The sequence below is a fragment of the Cytobacillus gottheilii genome (assembly GCF_018582665.1).
GTDB classification, from domain to species: Bacteria; Bacillota; Bacilli; order Bacillales; family Cytobacillaceae; genus Cytobacillus; species Cytobacillus gottheilii.
In genome coordinates, this window is record NZ_CP071709.1 from 574,540 (window position 1) to 594,172 (window position 19,633).

Sequence of the window (19,633 nt, forward strand, 5' to 3'; positions counted from 1 at the left end):
AAATCATTTTCATATATGTGTCATTATTTTACTCCCACTCTAACTTCAGGGCAAAAAAAGCTTAATATGATTATAGCCAAGAGATTTTACCACCCTCGCCATCTTATTTAGCACTTCGCCAAGTAACTTACCAATCTCCGTCAACACGACTACCAATGCCAAAAAGCCCAACGCAATTCTGGGTCGTGCCAGGCACCGGGTACTACCTAGAGGACTTGAATAATATTATCGACAAGACATATGTTTATGTAATACACGAAGATGTTATCGAGGAAATAAAACTGAACATATTATAATAATTAAAATTGTGAAGTACCAAATATATTGGTTGTTTATTTCTATGTATTAACCATTTTTTTATAAAAAATATAGTAAATCTGTTTAACAAAGCTTAATAAAAGGGCTGATCTAAAAAAGATAAAGCGGATGGGCTATCCATCTGCTTTATCTTTATAAAGGTACTCGATTTATAAAACGCTAGCTTTGTATTGCTCGAATAGTTTTCAATTATCTACTAGTAAAGATTGTAATCTTATGTTTTCTTAAACTGCCTAAATACTTACAGAAAGAAATTAATGTGATGTAACAACAGATCTTTCATTAACTAGTGTTAGGAAGTCTAGAATCATGTCTGTAAATTCAAATTTCTCTTCTCCACTTTCCGTAAGATAGCTTTCAGATTGTCTAATGTTTTCAAAAGTCATCATTGGCCAAAAATGCTCTAATGCTTTTGTTTTACTTATTCGAGTGTGTTGGTTTATTGTTACTTTTGCATCCTCTGTGTCAGAGAAGTTGATACTTAGCCCATAGCTTGAGAAGCAATCATTGTGTAGGTAATTCTCTGGCTCTCGTTTACGTGTTAAGTATATCTTTATACCTTGTCGTTCTAATTCCTCTTTTGTCTCAGTATTCTTAATTGCTTCTGGAGTTCCTAAATCAGAGTCCAATAGAACACACCAAGGAATTTCAAATTGTTCAGCTAATTTTAAGGTTGACCATGCTTTTAAGTTACCACAGCCTCCTGTTGGTACTAATGCAAATCCTGCTTCTTGTAAAGTGCATGGTATGACTCCACCTTCTTTAAGCTTTTCACATAGGTGTCTTATAAAGACTACATCTCCTTGTCCTTCAAGCAGTAATAATACTTTAGTGTTTAAAGTAATAGGATCAGGTAAGATCCCTAAAGTGTCAACTATTTCCTTAAACACACTTTCCTCTCCACATTTTACAACTCTATTTCCATTATCCTTGGTAATAAATCTTAAACTCTCTAGAGGAAGTAGACTACCAAGAGCAGGAGTATGGGTTGTTAAAATAACTTGAGAATTGGTGTTATAGGCTAAATCCATAAATGCCTGCATTAGAATTTCTTGATGTTTAGGATGTTGTGATGTCTCCGGTTCCTCAAATGCATAAATAACACTTTGTGAACCACTTTCGCCTAACTTACGCTCAACCTCAGCTCTAAAGAAGTTGAGTAAAATCAGTCTACGAACACCGCTCCCACGCTTGTTTATAGGAATATTATCATCGGAGTTAATAGATAACTTAAAAAGTGAATCGAATTTTGGTTCGGTTTTGAATTCAGGTATTAATGAGGAAGCAAGTTCGCTGTCCATCTCTTTAAGTTTTTCTAGAGTTCTTTCAGCAGTACTTATTGCCTTTTGCTTTACTTCTTCTTTTATTCTTTCTAATTCAGCGTTCAATTCAAGTAATGCTTGTTGTACGGCTAGTTTCATTGGGTCAGTAACTTCCTTGTCATCATCCTTACTAGGTCGGTCTGATTGAAATAAAGCATATATCGGGAGGTATTTCTCTAGTGAATCGTATATTTTCTTTGCGTTCTCCTTATCAACTTGAAGCTCAGTCAGCTCTAGCTGGAGATTATCAATACTATGCCAGATAGCAGCGCGAATACTTGGATTTGAGTTTGCTTGATAAATATCAGCTGGCAAATTAAGCCTACGGGCTAATGCTTTTAAATCTGCGTTTTTTAAATCTAATAAGTTATGGTACCCTTGTACACTTGGGTGGTTACATACTATAAAAGTAGTTGGTTTAGGCTTAGAAGAAGTGGCTTTAAAACATTTCTTGATTTCCAAATCATCTTGTGGATTAAGAAGAAATTCATTTGCTAAATTAGTTGGAGAAGTACTATCGAGAGTTATAATGTCTGGTAGATTATTAAAAATACAAGTAATTTCAATGGTATCTCCAACAGAATTTATACTTAGGTCTTCCCTTTCACAAGTTACGATACTATTATTAAAGAATATTTCAAGAGCTTCTAATACGGTAGACTTACCTGCATCATTTTTACCAATAAAGGCGGTTAGATTCTCAAAGTTAATAGTTGTTTCATCGCTAAATCCTCTGAAGTTTTTAATTTTAATACTTTTTAATTTCATAATGTTGTTCCCTTTACCATAAATTTATTTATTTTAGATAATTCGACAACCACCTACAAATTCCTTCAAATTTCATTATCATTGAAAAAGCGGATGCACAAAAAATATTTTTCAACCCTAAAAAGATAAATACAACAAAAGATGAAGAATTGTATGATTTAAATGAAGATCCAAAAGGGAATGAAGAAGACATTTACAACGTCCTGCTTGATTCGGGTGCTTTTTTATTTCTTCTTTCATAGTAGGAGCCATAACCACTGGCCAAATTTTAGAAAAGTGTGCATCATTTCCGATGGTTCAAACTTTAATTCACTGAGGAAAATTATTTAGTTCCAATGAATGTACTGACGAATTCTTGAAACATAATATTTTCTTGTGAGCCTGCAAATTTTAATAGCTGAAATTAAATTTGCTTTGCGACAATTATTGGTAAAATAGAAGTAAGATTATCGGACTTTGTAGAAGATAATAACAATTTAAATAAGGGATATGATTCTAAATGAGAGATCCAAGCAGAATCAGAAGAATTTTGGCATTGCTGCAACAGATATGGGAGTATCAACAGGACGTAAGGTTTAACCAATTAGTAAGCAACTTGCAGAGCATATACTCGCAGCAACATGATAACTATGGTAGGCGAGAAGTGTTCGAAAAGAAATTTATTGACATGGATAAAAGCTCATACTTGGATTTCTTTTTTCTAGAAGACGACAAATGGGAGGATTTTTTAACTTCATACCTATCAAGCATTGAAGAAGAAATTGAACAGCAGAGAGAAAAAATTGATGACAAAGTGATTGATGAGGTTATAGAGTTGTTTATTGAGGCGAGTGTTGAGCTGGAGCAACTAGATAATCAATTTAGAAACAAACTTGAATATTTATTTCTAAAGGAAAGTAAATGGTTAACGATCGAGGCAATAGTAAATTTGGTTCGAAACTTTTCACAAAATGAGAGAAAAGAACTTTTTGAAAAGGTAAAGAGTTATATCTGATTTGTAATTACGGTGAATAATACAAAAAAACAGAAGGAGTATTTATATCTCCTTCTGTTTTTTTTGACATACAGATTGCGCTAACAATTATATAATTGCCAAATTGAGGTAAAATTAGACAAATACTTCCGTGTATTTTAATATATTGTGTGTTTATTGATGGTATAATATTCCTAGTGGTTTTTAAAGGGTGGTTAAGAATATGTATTCTTGGACATGCCGGTATCCAAAAAGAAGGATACAGCTGCTTCTAACAACTCGATTGATTTACACAGGGGTAGTAATATATAGATATAGCAATAACAGATATATAATACTGTATTGTAACGAATTAGCCATTTAGGGGATAGACAATGGAACAGGTAGAATTACTCTATATTAATTTTCTAGAACATCCATTTTTACAAGGATTAGAATTGAATTTTTCGCAAGAAATTGCATTTAAATTAACTGATGAAAAACAATTGATAACAGAAAAACTAGAATCTAAGGGAATGTTTAATAATGCTATTACTAATTTAAATATCATCGTTGGAAAAAATGGTGTAGGCAAGACAACAATATTAAACGAAATCTATGAATTATTACATGGTTCGGTACAAAAGGATAAAATTGTAGCAATAAGAAAAGAGAAAATTGTTTACATTTATTTTAATAACAATACGGTTAAGATTAGTATTGAAGAATTAGACAATGTATTTGGAGAATATTGTTTTAAATTAAAAAGAGAAGGTTTTTATTTAGAACCTCATAATAGTTTAAAATCATTATTGGAACCAGAAATTAAGAATTTAATTTATATATCTGAATTTACAGATCTTAGTATTAATTCATCAACTCACAAGTATGAAAATAATCATGCATTTAATTATTCTCCAATGGTATTACTTAATTCTCCTGATTATTTTTTGAATTTTATAAATCAAACCAATAATAATCTACAAAAGACTATATCTAACTTTAGACTAATAAGTAAGATACACCAAATTGAATTTTTAACACGTAATAAATTTAGATTTAATTTTAAGGTTCCTGAATATATTCAATTTCATTTTAATGGTTTTCTTTCTCGTATTGAAAAAAGATATAATGCTAAGGAAAATAAAAAGAGAAATGAATTAGACCAGTTATTATTAAATCTATTACAAAGAGGGAATAAAAATTCTTTAAGATACATCTTTGATATCCATCTTACTCTTGCATTGTTTAATTTATTGGACATTTCAAGATATATATTTGATGAAGAAAAGGCTAGAAAGATGTTATATCCTAATAAGGATGTAAATAACTCAATTATCGAAGAAGAGTGGTCAAATTGTCTAAAGGAGTATAAGGATGGTGTAAAAAGTATTTTAACGGAATTCTCCCTTGGAAATTTAACAGTAAGAGAACTTTATAAAAAGTATATTTCTTTAATTAATAAAACTAAGATTACTACTTATTATTCCAGCGAAGATAGCGAGGAAACAGACTTAATAGATAAAGTAAAACAGCTAATTACTTCATATCAAAATATTATATCATTAAAAAATGAACATAGTTATAGAGCTTCTACAAGGTTGAACTTACCTTTATTAGAGGCTGCGACTTTTTTTAGAAACTATCTGGTATTAAGGAATTACACAGATACATTTAATCAAGTTTCAGTTTGTATGCCTGATGACATTATCTATTTATATGGAGAAAGTAACTTCTATTTTAGTTCTGGAGAGGAACAATTACTTAGACTATTTACTTATATAGATTTATCTGTCGATTACATTGAAAAGTACAGTGAAGAAGAGGAAAATTCTTTTATTATTTTACTAGACGAACCAGACAATGCTTTTCATCCTGAAATGCAAAAGGAATTTATAAAGGATTTAAATAGTTTTTTAAATCAATATAATAGCACTACATTTCATGTAATATTAACCTCACATTCACCAATTATTACAAGTGACTTAACAAAAAATCATGTCCTTTTCCTTAAAAAAGATATAGAAGGTCATTCTATTAGGAGCATTGATAACAATAAGAAACCTTATACTTTTGCTCAAAATATATATAATTTATATAAAGAATCATTTTATATTGAGGATGGATTAATTGGTTCATATGCAGAAGGAGTACTTTCTGGAATTTATAGTCAGTTAAAAAATAAAAAAACGACCGATAAATTAATCAATAATAACCAAGAGATAAATGGCAGAGTAGATAGAGAAGGAACAAACGAAAAAAGGGATTATGAAGACTACAATAAACAGGATAGTGACATGTACTCTGTAGAGGAAATTAGTTTTTATATCAAAGAGATTGGGGAACCAATTTTAAAAAAGAAATTTGAAGAGATGTTTAACCCCAATAATAAAAGAGACTTACTAAAGGAAATACTAGAGAAACACGACTTACCTTCAGATGTAAAGAAAGATCTTATTTCTCTTATTCTTAAAGATGAGGAAAATTTGAATGATAGGGATTAAAATTAGTGACAAGAAAATTATTGAAAGACATTTCGAAGAGATTAAAAATCATTTATGTAATTCAAAAGGCCTTAAATACAAATACTCGGTATTAGACAATTGGATTTTAGGGATAACTGACAATACTTATAATTTGGAAAAAGTAATTAAAGCAAAGCCAAAACAACTAAAATCTATCATTGATAAAGTTGAGGAGGTTGGTATAGATTTTCAAACGGAGCCTCCGACGAAGGATAAAAATAATGACTATGAGAAGGCACAATATTTTCTTACTCTATATAAAAAATTTTCTACTAGAGGGGATAACCATTTTGTTAGGTATAATGCCTTACAACTTGTTAATGAACTGGATATAAATGTATGTCCTTATTGTAATAGGAATTTTATTAATAACACAAAACTTATAGATAAATCATCAAATAATCCCTATGTTAAAAGGACAGCTCAACTAGATCACTTCTATCCTGAAGGAAAGTATCCTTATCTTGCAATGTCATTTTATAATCTAATTCCTGTCTGTGGAACATGTAATGTGATAAAACTAGAACAAACAGTCGGAGTCAATCCATATGAAATTAAGAATACAGATGAACACATAATCTTTGATTATTCATTCAATAATTCTATTAGTGAATATAAAGTTGACACTATTTATATGAGTCGGGATTATGAAAAGAATTGGACAGTACTAGGGCTAGAGGAACTCTACAAAATACATAATAACTATGTAGAAGATCTTTTACATAGGTTAAGACTATACAATGCTTTATATAGAAAAGATTTAACCCATTATTTTAATAAATGGGATGAGAGAACCGATAGTCAGTTCGAAAGTCATATATCAAAAGAGGACTTTGAAAGAGTGATTTTTGGAAACTATTTTTTAGAGCCGGATTTGAATAAGTTTCCTTTGTCAAAATTAACTAAAGATATAGTTAGTCGGTATAGATAATTCGGTTATCTAAAAAAGGATATTTATAGAAATCTATTTAAAAGACAGACTTGAAGCGTTAAAGGTATTAATCATAAATTTCATTTATTAAAAGAACAATAATAAGTTGATTGTATTTCCTGAAAGTTGAAGAGTAAGTACCAGACCTACTCTTCTCGTTTTCTTTGTATCTATTTTCTTCATTAAATCGAAACAAGCTTATTAAAGTGGAGAGAGGAATGAAAGAGTGCTGTGAGCAATTTTAAAAAATTTATCGGTAACATCGCCATTGAAAGTATATTTTCAGAAAATGAAAATCATAGATTTTTGCTAAAAAGAAAGTACACAACTTCCCGAAAAAAACTTGAAAATAAAAAATTATGTTTTATTCTAATTAACCCTTCTTATGCTGACGAGTTATTATTTGATAAAACAAATCGAATCGCTTCAAATCTTGGAGTAAGGAATAGTTATAATGAGGTTGTAATCCTAAATATGTTTTCCTTAATTACAAAAAATAAGGAAAGTCTAAATAAACAATTGAACATAGCTAATCATTCCGAAAACGATAAAATAATCTCTAACGAATGTAAAAGTTCTGATACATTAATAATATCTTGGGGAATAGATGAAGTATATGACGAGAGAAGAATGGAATTAAAAGAAATAATTAGAAATTCCGGAATAAGTAGTGAGAATGTCTGTAGCATTGTTTATAAAAATAAAACTGGAAAAGTTTATAATCCTGCACACCTGAGTATGTATATCACTGATAATCCTCCGAATTTTAAAATAGAAAGATATGAATTGAATTAATGGTAGAAATTAGTGTGAACACTACTATATCTACACCTATCTGCTATCACCATTAAAGCTATACTGAGTGAGTGAACATCGGTAACAGAACCTGTTCTTATTTGCTAACATTTTGCTAACGCCTTCCCAACGCACTCCCATATAAAGCGGTAAACCCTCGTTAAAGAGGTTACAGTATGAAACATCCAAAACGTTGATTTACCGCACTTTTTGCACTCGATGTTAACAATATTACACTCTAGCAACCTACGGGCGGCATGATGTGATGATCGCTCAAATCATTGATATATAAAGGTTTTGAGGTGATTTGCTAACAAATTGCCAACATAAGATAAACATAAAGAGGCTTCTCATTAGTTGATTTAACTTTTGGGAAGCTTCTTTTTTCATTTCTACGTGGAGATATACACATATTTCGTAATTTGATCATTATTATGACGAAGCCGCTAAACTTGAGGATGGAAAAATTTTTATGAAATGTCAATGTGGAAATGAGTTTAGAAAAATTACCCCTTTCAATTGTGAATCATCTTTTAGTTTCTTAACTTTTTTTTACATGGTTGCTAGATTAGGACGCAGACATCCCAATCTCTTATTTTATTCCCATTATCCCTCTTTTGATTACAGCCAAGGGTTTTTACCACCCTTGCCATCTTTTTTACCACTCTTCGCCAAGGAATTTACCAGGCTACGCCAACGTATTTACCAGTACGCAATAAGCCCTACAGATTAACATTCTAGTAATCCTGTAGGGCTTTATTTTAAATTAACTATTTAGAGTGGTTAATGAAGTAATTGAAGATTAACTTTCTAGTCCCTTCAAATATATCTTGCTCAGTCCAGCTATAAGGAACAGGTTCCTCACCGTATACCTTTAAAATCTTTTCATTTAGTTCCTTTGGGAAAGGAATCCAGGTTTTGTAACCCACCCAATAATAGTATTCTTCAATCTTCTGAATCTCTTTAGGGGTTAATGTGGCCAAATCAAGGTTACCTTCCTAACCCGTGACGCTCACGCATAGAAACTTCTCCATCTAGTAGAATTTGATAGGAGTCATGAATAATGCGATCTAAGATTGCTTCCGCAATCGTTTCATTTCCTAGCTTTAAATGCCATCCACTAGGATCAATCTGTGAACAGAATATAGTGGAACCCACCTTATGACGCGCCTCTGTAATTTCCAAGAGGATTGCTGCTTCATCCGTTGTTAAATCTGTTAATAGCCATTCATCTAGAATAAGGAGGTCTACTTTCGTATATTTTTTTATGCTCTTCCGATAACTTCCGTCGGCTGCTAATTTAGCGAGTGACAGCTCATCCAGTAATTCTGGTAATCGAATATATTTAACGTTGAAAAACTGGCGACAGGCAGATACTCCGAAGGCAGTAGCTAAGAATGACTTTCCTGAACCAGTAGGTCCTTTTAATATAATGTTGTGACTATCAAGTATATAATTACAACTAGCCAACTTCAAAATCAGTTCTTTGTTTAGCCTTCGATCTTCATGATATTCAAGGTCTTCAATACATGCATTGGAATTAAGAAAAGTCGCCATTTTGATTAACCGTTGAAGCTTATTACTCTTTCGGCGGGCATGTTCTAAATCGACAAGTAAACTAAATCGATCTTCAAAAGTCATTTTTTGAAATTCTTTATTAGCTGCTTGTTCCTTATAGGCTTCTGCCATTCCACTTAATTTCATCTCGATTAATTTGGTTAATGTTTGTTCATTCATCATTTATCCGTTCCCCCATAGTAAGAAGCTCCACGTGTAAAGCCAAAATTATTTGTGTTGATTTCTGTTTTCCGTTTTAATTCTTGCTCTGCGTCATTCTTCTTGTTAGTCTTCAGTAGCGTTTGAATACTTTTGACCGTTGGTCTTTTAGTCATTGAGATTACCATCTTACAAGCACGTTCAATCTCATATTTCGTGTATCGACGCTCAAACTTCTTCAAAGAAAATATAGATTGTAGGGCTAGCTTCTCTGTTTGTGAAGTATCTAGAAGATATTGAATTACACTTAACGTTGATTCTCCAATATTTTCTGCCCATTCAATCGCAGCTTCTGGGGTTTGATCAACGAATAACTTGTGATTATCTGGCATATGATCGTGAACAGTGGTAGTTTGACCAAATTTACCATATAATCGTTTATGAGAGGCTATTCTCATATGGTTAAAAAATACTTCTAAGAGTTTATCAGACACTCTCACTTCGACTTCTCGATTGATATATTCGTATGGTACGGAATAAAACATGCTATCGAAGGAAACGTGATAGTCAGGTGCTACAGTTGTCTTTTTCCATTCAGACATTTTATAAAGTTCTATCGGAAGGGGAGAAAGGGCAAATTTCTCTTCTTCTTCAAATGCAGACAAACGAGACCCTTTTTTTCGAGTAAAGGGTCTTTTATTAAATTCGTCTAATTTCTTCCTAACCTCTTCGTTCAATTCATCAATAGTAAAGCAATGCATGTTTCTTAATGCTGCGATTATCCAAGTAGAAATCACTCCAACCGAACCTTCTACACTGGCTTTATCTTTAGGGGTACGAACCCTCGCTGGCATGACAACAGTATTGTAGTAGTCCGCCATCTCTTTATAAGCAGGATTTAAGATCAATTCGCGGGTTGTATGCTTAGTAACGCTTGTTCTTAGGTTGTCTGGAACGACAATTTGAGTCGTACCACCGAAATACCTATAGGCATTATTGTGAAGTGTGATCCATGAATGAGAGTCCATAGACAGGCTTGCTTCTGCGTATGATAACTGGCTGCACGGCAAGGTCGCAACGAACACATAGGCTTTTACCTTTTCTCCAGTATCTCTATCAATGATGAATGCTGTGGAGCCCGCCCAATCGACTTCCATGATTTCACCTGGTTTTCTGCGAATGCGCAAAGTAGCTTTGTATTTATCTGCATAATTACTGTAATGACGTAAGAAACTTCGATAAGAGTATGGGATCTTTTGATTCGCTCTACATTCAGCTTCATATTCATGGTGGAGAAGTGAAAGTGTTACATTGGGCTTTGCCAACTCCTCATGAATATAGTCAAAATTCAAGGGATGCCGACCTGAAGCCTCCAATGTTTTCTGAGGAAAAAGAAATTCTTCAATCCATTTATCCGTCATTTCCTCCTCTAACGGACAGACTAGGCCCTTCTTTTCGGCAAGGGTGATGATCTCTGTTACTTTTTGACGAGAATGGCCAGTACTTGAGGCAATACCTCTAAGGCTAATACCCTCATCCTGTAATTCCAATATCTTTCGATAATGAATCATACAAAAAACCTCCTGAATAATAATGACACACCAATAGGTGTGCTCAATAATTATACAGAAGGCAATGTAGTGGTAAACAGCTTGTCATTTGCTGGTACATTTCTTGTCACTAGGTGGTAAATAGAATGTCATTAGTGGTACATTTCATTGGCCGTAATCATCTTTATTTCGATTGGTAATAGTTTAGAAATTCCTTAGACTCAAAGTTGACTATAATTCCGTTGAGCCAATTGTAATAATTAATCCTTTCTTCAAGCTTTTTAATATCAATTTGGGTTTGTTCAGGGGGGGGTTCTTCAGAAGCCTCTGGGGTCAGCAAGAATTCCTGTAATACAGCAATGGTTTGATCCATCGTACTACTGTTCATTGAGACCGCTGCTCTCCATTTGACTGTGAAGTTTTCACCTATCTTATAGGTGAAAATAATTCTATTTGTTCAGTATGAAAATAGTATAATAAAATAGATATTACAAATTTTTTAAAGTAGATTACGCTGCGAAGATTAGGAGAGAGAACCACCCTTTTAATATTAGAAAGAAAAATTAAGGATGATGATTAGTTTGTCTATAGTGGGAGTAACAATTAAAAATTGTAAATCAATAGAATCTCTAGAACTAAACTTAAAAGAAAATATAAATTGCTTTATTGGAACAAATAATGTTGGAAAGTCAAATATAATGAAGGCTTTAAATTTCTTTCATTTAAATCTAACAGAAGAAGTATATGATGAATCAATGTTTAGCAAAAGTAATCCATATAATGATGAAGTAGAAATTGCTATAGAATATGATTTCCTCGAATTAATAAAAAAAATGAAGGCTCATACGTTTAATGGTTTGATAAATCCAACAAATGAAATTTTTGAAAAAATTGATTACTACACAAAAAAATATTCCGTGAATAATAGGGTAATATTATCTTTAAAATACAATAAAAACGGAACTATAAATTGGAATATTAAAGATTACGATTTTAGAGCCTTTATGGCAATTAGATTTCCAATCTTTTTTTTAGAATCAAGAAATATTAATCTTTATAATTGGGATTCAATCTGGGAAGTTATAGGATCAATTGCACCTTTTAGACAAAAGTTGAATATTAGTGAAAATATAAGTGGTATATTTGAGGCAAACGATCAAGAACAAGATAACTATCAAGAGGTAATTGATATTATTGTTGATATCCTTGAAAGAAATGAAATAAAAATAAAGAAAACAAACGTTTATGAGAAGATAAGTCAAATTATTCAACTTCAATTGGGAGGAAAAGGTTTCAATTATGATTCCCATTCTCTTCAACTGGGGTCTAATGGTTTAAATTCTTACACATTTATTAAATTATATATACAATTAATATTAAGGTTATATGAATACAAACATCTTGCAACGCCATTGATTATGGTAGATGAACCTGAATTGCATCTGCATGTTAAAAAGATAGAAGAATTTGTAAGAGAAATAAAGGAAAACAAAAGCTATTATACAACAAAATGGATTTTTGCGACCCATTCCCCTGCATTTACAAAAAACATTATACTCGAAAATGAAAATTATGATATATTTCACATTACAAATAATTCACTTTATAACAGGACTTCAGTTAACAAAATAAATGGTTTTAAACAACGTAAATATAAGTTTTTATCGGATAATGAAGCAAATTTATTCTTTTCCGAAGCTTGCTTATTTGTTGAAGGTGATACTGAATTAGAAGTATTTAGAAATGGGAATATAAGGATTTTGTTTCCTGTATTATCTAAAATTGATATTTATCCGTTTGAAGGAAAGAACGATAAGTTGCAATTGGTTAACCCAAATGACAGAAAATCAAAGATAAAATTTTTAGTTTTACTTGATATGGACAAATTACTGAGTTATGTACCAAAAAAGAAAAAGTATAGTATTACAGGCAATGCATATTTAAATGTACTAAAAGATAAAAACATAATAAATCGAGAACATTATCATTATAAACAAAAGTTAAATAATACTTTTAGAACTAGAATTGAAATCCAAAGGCGCACAAATAATTATAAATTTGAAGTTGATTCTAGTGGATTATGTATAAAGGAAACCAGAGCAAGGTTAGAATTAATAGAATTAATGCAACAATATTACTCCGAGTATAATTTTTTTCCACTAGAAACAACTATTGAGGGAGCTATTATAAACATTAACAATCATCAATTGTTTTATGATTGGCTTCAAGAACAGGATTGGGATGATACTTACTTCCAAAGTATTTATGGAGGATTAGCAACTGAAAATCAAAAAACTAGTTTCCTTAGAGTAATTTTTTTTGGAAAAGCAGATTGGCTGAGTGGTGAAAAGGAAAGTAAAAAGGATAAAGCAAATAAAGTTAGGCAATTTGTATCTTTGTTTGAGGATATAAAGAACATTCGTAATGAACTAAAAAAATCTAATCTTAATTTAGAAGGGAAAACAAGCGGATGGGTTACATCATTTATGAATTGGTTCTTTGAAAAAGAGATAGATTTAGAGAATAAAGACTTATATTTTAATAGGAATATTTTTCTATCTAGGTTTCCAGAGTTAGGTAAGGTAATTGTACAAATAGAAAAAATGGTATAATATATCTGTAAAGGTATGGGTAAGTAGTAAAATCTGAAATAGTTTAGTTTTTTGACTATAGATGCCATGAAGAAAGTTACGTTTATTCCCTTCATCAAGAAACTAAAAATCTCTTGTAACGTCTCATTTGCGGTTATAGGGAAAAATCCATGGTAATAAGCCTACTAAAATGTTATCGGAAATTTTATCAAATTGGCCGATCTAAATTCGAGGTTCTGGGATGTACTTACCCCTTACTTTTTGTGGGAGAATTAGTATGCATATTGAAGATTTGAATACATTTGAGACGAAAATCCTTAGAGAAAGTACCAAAACTTGCGTAGAGATATTAAAAGTAGAAAAAATATCTAAAGCATATTATACAAAAACAATTAGTAAGAAAAACGGAATGAAAAGAACTCTACATTGTATTAACAATGAACATATACTATATAAATTACAAGGTAACCTTAAAAGAAACTTTTTCGACTATATTCCACTTTCCAGTCATGCTTATGGATATGTAAAAGGTAAGTCATATTATAACTATTTAGAACCGCATGTTGGTAATGATATATTTTTGAAGCTGGATATAAAGGACTTTTTTGGCAGTATTAAAGAAAATAAACTCAGAGAAGTATTAGGATACTATGTGGATGATATTAATGTTAGTGATAATTTTACATTAATTGATTTTATAGTAAAAGTTGTTACTGTAGATGGTAAACTTCCGCAAGGTGCTGTTACTTCACCGGTTTTATCAAATATATTATTTAGACATTTGGACATTCGAATCTCAAGATACTGTAAAAAATTCGGAATTACTTATACCCGATATGTTGATGATATACTTCTTTCTTCCGCCAGTTTTTATTTACATAAAAAAGTTTTTGTAAATGGAATAAAAAAAATATTGAAATCTTATGATCTTTATCTGAATACAAATAAGATTATTAAAACTAAAAATGAAATATCATTAAATGGATTTGTGATTGGAAAAGAAATACGATTATCCAGAAAAAAGACAGCTTTTATATCAGCTATTATATATTGTTATCAACAAACTAATAAAAAAAACGTTGATAATTTCATTAAAGAAATTAAGGAACATTTTAAATTGACTGATAGCACAGAAATCAATCTTTTATGGCTTCATAATTATTTAGCAGGATATCGTTCTTTTTTACTTGGATTACTTCCGTTTGATAGTGTTGGAGTATTGCCGGAGCATTTATCTAAAAGTAACAGAAAGTTGTTATATAAGATTAACGAAATTGAGAAAATTCTTGATTTATTAATACTTTAAGTTATTTGGAACTTGATAATTATATGGCAATGATCTTTCTTTCATACTTATATAACTAAAGAAAAATACTAGTTCAACTTTAAAGAATCTAAACATGATTAAATAAATGAAATACTTACTTCACTAAAAGAAGCAGGAACCCATACTGAGGTCCTGCTTCTTTTAGTGAAAAAGTAGGAGGATTATTCCTTACTAATTCACTAGAGTGAGTTAGAACTAAGGATAAATAGGAACTTTTTGAATTACCGTTTCTATAGTTCTATCAATAAATTTATCAAATACATCTTCGTCATCTGAATTTTTATATCTATATACTATCTCAAAGATATACTGTTTCTAACGATTTTATAAGGATTGTATAGAGACAGCGGCGAGTGAGTATTGCGGACAGATTGAGCCACTATTTGCGGTCAACTGAGCCATTAAATGCAGGGGTGAGAGCCATTCTTATTAATGTAGCTAATAATATAAACAACCACTGGAACTTCACTCGCTCCAATGGTTGTTTATATTATTATTTGAATCTCTTATCTTTCAATTCCTGATCAATAATCTCAATAGCTCAACGAACTAATTCATCCTGATCTATATTCTCTTCATCGTTCCAAATGCAGGAGGGTAATAGTTTTTCCCCTACAGCCTGCTGTACCTTATCAGGTAAGTACATATGCAGAAAATATCTAGCTATACGGTTTTCGACAGCTGGCGGAATCATTTAAATACCCGCAATCCATGACGTTCCCTCATCGAAACATCACCATCAACTAGAATCTTATATGAATCATGAACGATTCTGTCAAGAATCGCATCTGCTATTTGTGCCTGTCCCAGTTTGGAATGCCATCCCTCCGGTGAAAATTGAGAACAGAATATAGTAGAGGCTCTTTTGAGCCTTGCTTCAATAATCTCCAACACATGAAGTACATTTTCCTCTGACAGCTCTGTTAGTAGCCACTCATCTAGGATTAATAAATCAATCTTTTTGTACTTCTGAATTAACTTACGGAAGCTGCCATCTGCTTCATACTTTGCTACAGCTAATTCATCAAGTAATTCTGGTAACCTTATATATTTAACTTTATAAAATTGGCGACATGCATGTACCCCAAAGGCATTGGATATCCACGTCTTTCCGTTCCCAGATGCGCCCATTAAAATGATGTTATGTTGATTTTGAAGGTAATTTCCTGTTGCTAACTCTAGTATTTGATTCTTATCTAAATTACGATCCGGATGATATTCGATATCTTCAATAGCTGCTGTTGGTTCGCTGAGTGTAGCCTGTTTAATTAGTCGTTCAAGTCGATTCGATTTACGTCTATCATATTCATAATCTACCAGAAGATTGAACCTATCATCAAAATCCATGTCCCTATAATCATTATTCTGCTTTTGCTGCTGATATAATTCCGCCATCGCACCCATTTTCATTTCTACTAGTTTACGTAAAGTTTCTTGGTTCATTATTTTGTATCCCTCCCAAAGTATTTAGCTCCACGGACAAATCCATAGTCATCAGATGTAGTGCAAGGTCTGTTAATATCCGTTTTTTTAGTTTGTTTTTTCTTCTTATTTCTTTCTACTACACTTTTAAAGACAGAAACCGTTGGGTTTGTTGAAATTTCAAGTAAGGTTTCTGTTGCTTTCTCTATTTCTTCATTTGGGTATTTCTTAGCTATATTCCTCAGTGTACTAAGGCTATTTAATGCTTTTTTCTCTGCATTCATATCTAAGATATGAGCGACAAATTGAGTCATAGATGGTCCAATTGTTTCTGCCCACTTCCGGTTATTTTCTGGATTATGATCTAAATATAATCGGTGATTGTCAGGCATATGGTCTGGGTTGGTCTCTAATTGGCCAATTTCACCATGTTGTCGTTTATGGGATGCAATCCGGACTTCTTTGAAGTAAACTTCAATTAAATCCGTGGTCAGTCGAACATCGACATTCTCACGGACATAATCATATGGAACGGAATAGTACATTCGATCAACTTGGATGTGGTAGTTCAGTTGAACTTTTGCTGTTTTCCATTCCGCAAGTTTATACCTTGTTTGAGGAAGCTGTTGAAGGTAGGATTTCTCTTCTTCCTCAAACACCTTTTTACGCGAACCTGGTCGCTTTTGAAATTCAGTGGTGTTGATTTCTTCTAACTTTTCAAGGATTTTCTGATTTAAATCTTGAAGATGAAAACACTGATAGTTTCTTAGTGGAGCGATAATCTGCCTGGAAATATATCCAACAGTGCCTTCGACACTTGCTTTATCTTTTGGCCTTCGAACACGGCTTGGAACAATGACAGTACGGTAGTAATCTGCCATTTCACGATAGGCTTCATTTAGAAGAGGCTCTTCACGATGTGCTTTCGTAACCCCTGTTTTCAAATTATCGGGAACCATTGTTTCAGGAACTCCATCAAAGTACTCCATTGCATGAATATGAGCGATAAGCCAATTAGCTGATTTCATATCTAGAAAGGCTTCAACATAACTGAACTGACTATAAGGTAAGGTCGCAATAAAAACATACGCCGGAAGCGTTTCTCCTGTTGAACGATCATTAATCTTCAGTGTAGTCCCAGCCCAATCTACTTCCATGATTTCACCTGGTTTTCTTCGAATAGGCATTGTCAATTTATACTTTTCGCATATTTCCCATAGTTCTCACAAAAAGTACGATAGGCATAGGGGATCTTTCCAACATTACGTGCCTCTGTCGAATACTCATGATGCAATAGGGAAAGGGTAACATTCTTCTTTTGTAGTTCCTTATGCACTCTTTCCCAATCAATTGGGAAGTACCCTTTCTCAACAGCCTGTTTCTCTGGGAAGAGAAACGCTTCTAGCCATGGGTTGGTCATAGTGTCATTCAAGTTTTCCACGCCAAGTTTTTTGGCACGTTGAATGACATCTGAAACTGTATTCCTTGAATGCCCAGTGCTTGAACTAATCGTTCTTTGACTGACTTTTTCAAAGTGAAGTTCCAAAATCTTACGGTAATTAACCATAAAAAAGCCTCCTGTATAACAATGTCATGCTTGCTGGCATGCAAGGTTATTATACAGGAGGCTTTTCTTTATTCTATTAATAGTGGCCCTGCGTTCCGCAAAGGGTGGCTCTTTCCTCCGCAATGACTGGCTCAAAACTCCGCATAAGTGGCTCATTTCAACTGCAATAATCAGCGAGAGTGATAGTGGTCGACAACGGCACGAAGCGATTCGAAGGGACGTTTTATATATATGTTCCCGCTTAGGATCCGCAGAAACCCACTAGCGCTTTAACAAACCTGAACATAGGAAAACTGTTACAATATTTCTATTAATATTTACGTTAAGCCAACGGGCATGAGAGCTTTAACATTTATGTGAGGGTTACATGTGATATACGTATTTTTAAATTTTTAGTAAAGGAGTTTTTGCTTTTGAACCCTACCTTCATTCCAGTAGACATAGAAGATGCCGTTAGACGTCCTTTTCTTAATTCCCTTAGTAAAAATCTTCAATATTCCTTACATATATTTGAAAAAGTTTTAGAAACGGGATGGAAAACTCCCTTTGAACAAGTGGACGTCACGATACTTTCGTTATATCGTAAGTTATTAACGCAATTCGATGGGATCTTTATCCTTTTAGACCATGGATCACTTAATGCAGCCGTAATAACAGCAAGGTCAGCTCTTGAAACTTATGCATCGTTAATGTTTATTTTTGAAGACGGTGAAGACTTTGTTGAAAAACGAGCTACAAGTTACTACACTTTCTATAAGTTAGAGGAATTGAAACATCTCAACGATCCGAAAGTTGCAGATAGAATATCAGCAAGTTATTCTGTGGTGGAACTACAAAAAATGAAGGATTCAATCAAGAACTTAATATATAAACAATCTCCGTATAAAGAGGTATCCGAATTACGCTTTGAACTTATTAAGACTTTACGCAATATGAATCGAAAAGTGAGTGTTCATTGGTATTCTTTATATCAAAAGAATAATGAAGAGATTTTTAGCCTTAGCGCTCTAATTGATTATGTAGACAGATTTGGAAACGACCTTAATAAATTGTACTCTCTACTCTCCTTCGAGACTCATTCATTGAATGCGAGGAGTGATCTTGATTTTCAAAACAATCAGGTCACCTTCGATGATTTGAGGGTAGAAGAGAATATTGAGAACTATGATCTTTTCAGACAAGTCCGAGACTTTCTTGGATTTCCGACATTTAATATTATATCTCGGTACTTAACGAAAGCTGAAATTGTTAACTTCGGAAAATTTTATGATGAAGATCGCGCTATTTAGTGATGTTCAAAGAAAGCTAACCAGACAGCGCGCTCATTCATATATTTCACTTTATGCTAATACTTGTACTTGCTCTGGTAGCTTTGAATACAATGTTGCTTGAAGATGGACGGTAGAATGATATAATCGCCAAAAAGTTAGAGCTTATTAAGCAGCAAATTGGCAGGATGAAATGTGGTATTTAAACTACCCGTACCACATATGTTGTTACATACACAAGAGTGGATAGATGCTAACATTTTGCTAACGCCTTCCCATAAAAAACGGTAAATCCCTGTTAAAGATGTTACAGCCAAGAACATCAAAACGTTGATTTACCGCACTTTTTGCACTCAATGTTAACAATATTACACTCTAGCAACCTACGGGCGGCATGATGTAATATTGCATTTTACATGATAATATGGTTATTAATTAATAAGTATAAGGTAAACACTACTACATCTATATTTATCTGCCATCACCATCCAAGCCATGTTGAGTGCGTAGCATTAATAGAATTAAGGTAAATATTATTGCCACAAAAATCCCGGATTCTCTCAACAGAAATCCGGGATTTT

14 protein-coding genes are annotated in these 19,633 nt (G+C 32.5%); 7 read left to right on the forward strand and 7 right to left on the reverse strand.

Annotated elements, in window-relative coordinates; genetic code table 11:
• Positions 1–572 precede the first annotated feature (572 nt).
• Complete coding sequence (locus J1899_RS02855; protein WP_214477419.1) at positions 573–2,408, reverse strand: AAA family ATPase; 1,836 nt, start codon at positions 2,406–2,408, stop codon at positions 573–575.
• 499 nt (positions 2,409–2,907) lie between these two features.
• Between J1899_RS02855 and J1899_RS02860 the strand changes: the two genes are divergently transcribed.
• From J1899_RS02860 to J1899_RS02875, 4 genes are all read left to right on the forward strand, one after another.
• Positions 2,908–3,402 carry a hypothetical protein gene (locus J1899_RS02860; protein WP_214477421.1) on the forward strand — a complete coding sequence of 165 codons (495 nt, stop codon included), beginning with the start codon at positions 2,908–2,910 and terminating at the stop codon, positions 3,400–3,402.
• 353 nt (positions 3,403–3,755) lie between these two features.
• Entirely contained in the window at positions 3,756–5,864 is a 2,109-nt protein-coding gene (locus tag J1899_RS02865) for an AAA family ATPase (protein ID WP_214477423.1), read from the forward strand.
• Entirely contained in the window at positions 5,851–6,816 is a 966-nt protein-coding gene (locus tag J1899_RS02870; RefSeq protein WP_214477425.1) for a hypothetical protein, read from the forward strand. The genes J1899_RS02865 and J1899_RS02870 overlap by 14 nt, the downstream gene beginning before the upstream one ends.
• Before the next feature lie 231 nt (positions 6,817–7,047).
• Positions 7,048–7,611, forward strand: coding sequence for a DUF1643 domain-containing protein (locus J1899_RS02875; protein WP_214477427.1), 564 nt, complete (start codon positions 7,048–7,050; stop codon positions 7,609–7,611).
• Between the two features lie 990 nt (positions 7,612–8,601).
• Here J1899_RS02875 and istB (J1899_RS02880) read toward each other — a convergent pair.
• From istB (J1899_RS02880) to J1899_RS02890, 3 genes are all read right to left on the reverse strand, one after another.
• Positions 8,602–9,351 (reverse strand): IS21-like element helper ATPase IstB, encoded by a 750-nt coding sequence (gene istB, locus J1899_RS02880; RefSeq protein ID WP_180320196.1) that lies wholly within the window; start codon positions 9,349–9,351, stop codon positions 8,602–8,604.
• The gene (gene istA / locus J1899_RS02885) at positions 9,348–10,898 is read right to left on the reverse strand and encodes an IS21 family transposase (RefSeq protein ID WP_214476366.1); all 1,551 of its coding nucleotides are present in this window, start codon (positions 10,896–10,898) and stop codon (positions 9,348–9,350) included. Before istA (J1899_RS02885) ends, istB (J1899_RS02880) begins: the two co-directional genes overlap by 4 nt.
• Positions 10,899–11,061: 163 nt before the next feature.
• Positions 11,062–11,265 (reverse strand): hypothetical protein, encoded by a 204-nt coding sequence (locus tag J1899_RS02890; RefSeq protein WP_214477430.1) that lies wholly within the window; start codon positions 11,263–11,265, stop codon positions 11,062–11,064.
• Positions 11,266–11,467: 202 nt separating this feature from the next.
• Between J1899_RS02890 and J1899_RS02895 the strand changes: the two genes are divergently transcribed.
• Both J1899_RS02895 and J1899_RS02900 read left to right on the forward strand, forming a co-directional pair.
• Entirely contained in the window at positions 11,468–13,489 is a 2,022-nt protein-coding gene (locus tag J1899_RS02895) for a retron Eco8 family effector endonuclease (RefSeq protein ID WP_246586657.1), read from the forward strand.
• Positions 13,490–13,745: 256 nt separating this feature from the next.
• Positions 13,746–14,774 (forward strand): reverse transcriptase family protein, encoded by a 1,029-nt coding sequence (locus J1899_RS02900; protein ID WP_214477434.1) that lies wholly within the window; start codon positions 13,746–13,748, stop codon positions 14,772–14,774.
• A gap of 711 nt (positions 14,775–15,485) precedes the next feature.
• Here J1899_RS02900 and istB (J1899_RS02905) read toward each other — a convergent pair.
• From istB (J1899_RS02905) to J1899_RS22540, 3 genes are read right to left on the reverse strand one after another with little or no spacing between them, the layout of a single operon-like run.
• Positions 15,486–16,241: an IS21-like element helper ATPase IstB gene (istB, locus tag J1899_RS02905; protein WP_425515002.1), complete on the reverse strand. Its 756-nt coding sequence runs from the start codon at positions 16,239–16,241 to the stop codon at positions 15,486–15,488.
• The gene (gene istA, locus J1899_RS02910) at positions 16,238–17,374 is read right to left on the reverse strand and encodes an IS21 family transposase (protein ID WP_246586562.1); all 1,137 of its coding nucleotides are present in this window, start codon (positions 17,372–17,374) and stop codon (positions 16,238–16,240) included. Before istA (J1899_RS02910) ends, istB (J1899_RS02905) begins: the two co-directional genes overlap by 4 nt.
• 32 nt (positions 17,375–17,406) lie before the next feature.
• A complete protein-coding gene (locus J1899_RS22540) occupies positions 17,407–17,784 on the reverse strand; it encodes a transposase (protein WP_246586563.1) in 378 nt (125 codons plus the stop codon).
• A 413-nt stretch (positions 17,785–18,197) separates the two neighbouring features.
• Here J1899_RS22540 and J1899_RS02915 point away from each other — a divergent pair, with 413 nt between their 5' ends.
• Entirely contained in the window at positions 18,198–19,073 is an 876-nt protein-coding gene (locus J1899_RS02915; protein ID WP_214477438.1) for a DUF5677 domain-containing protein, read from the forward strand.
• Positions 19,074–19,633: the final 560 nt, after the last annotated feature.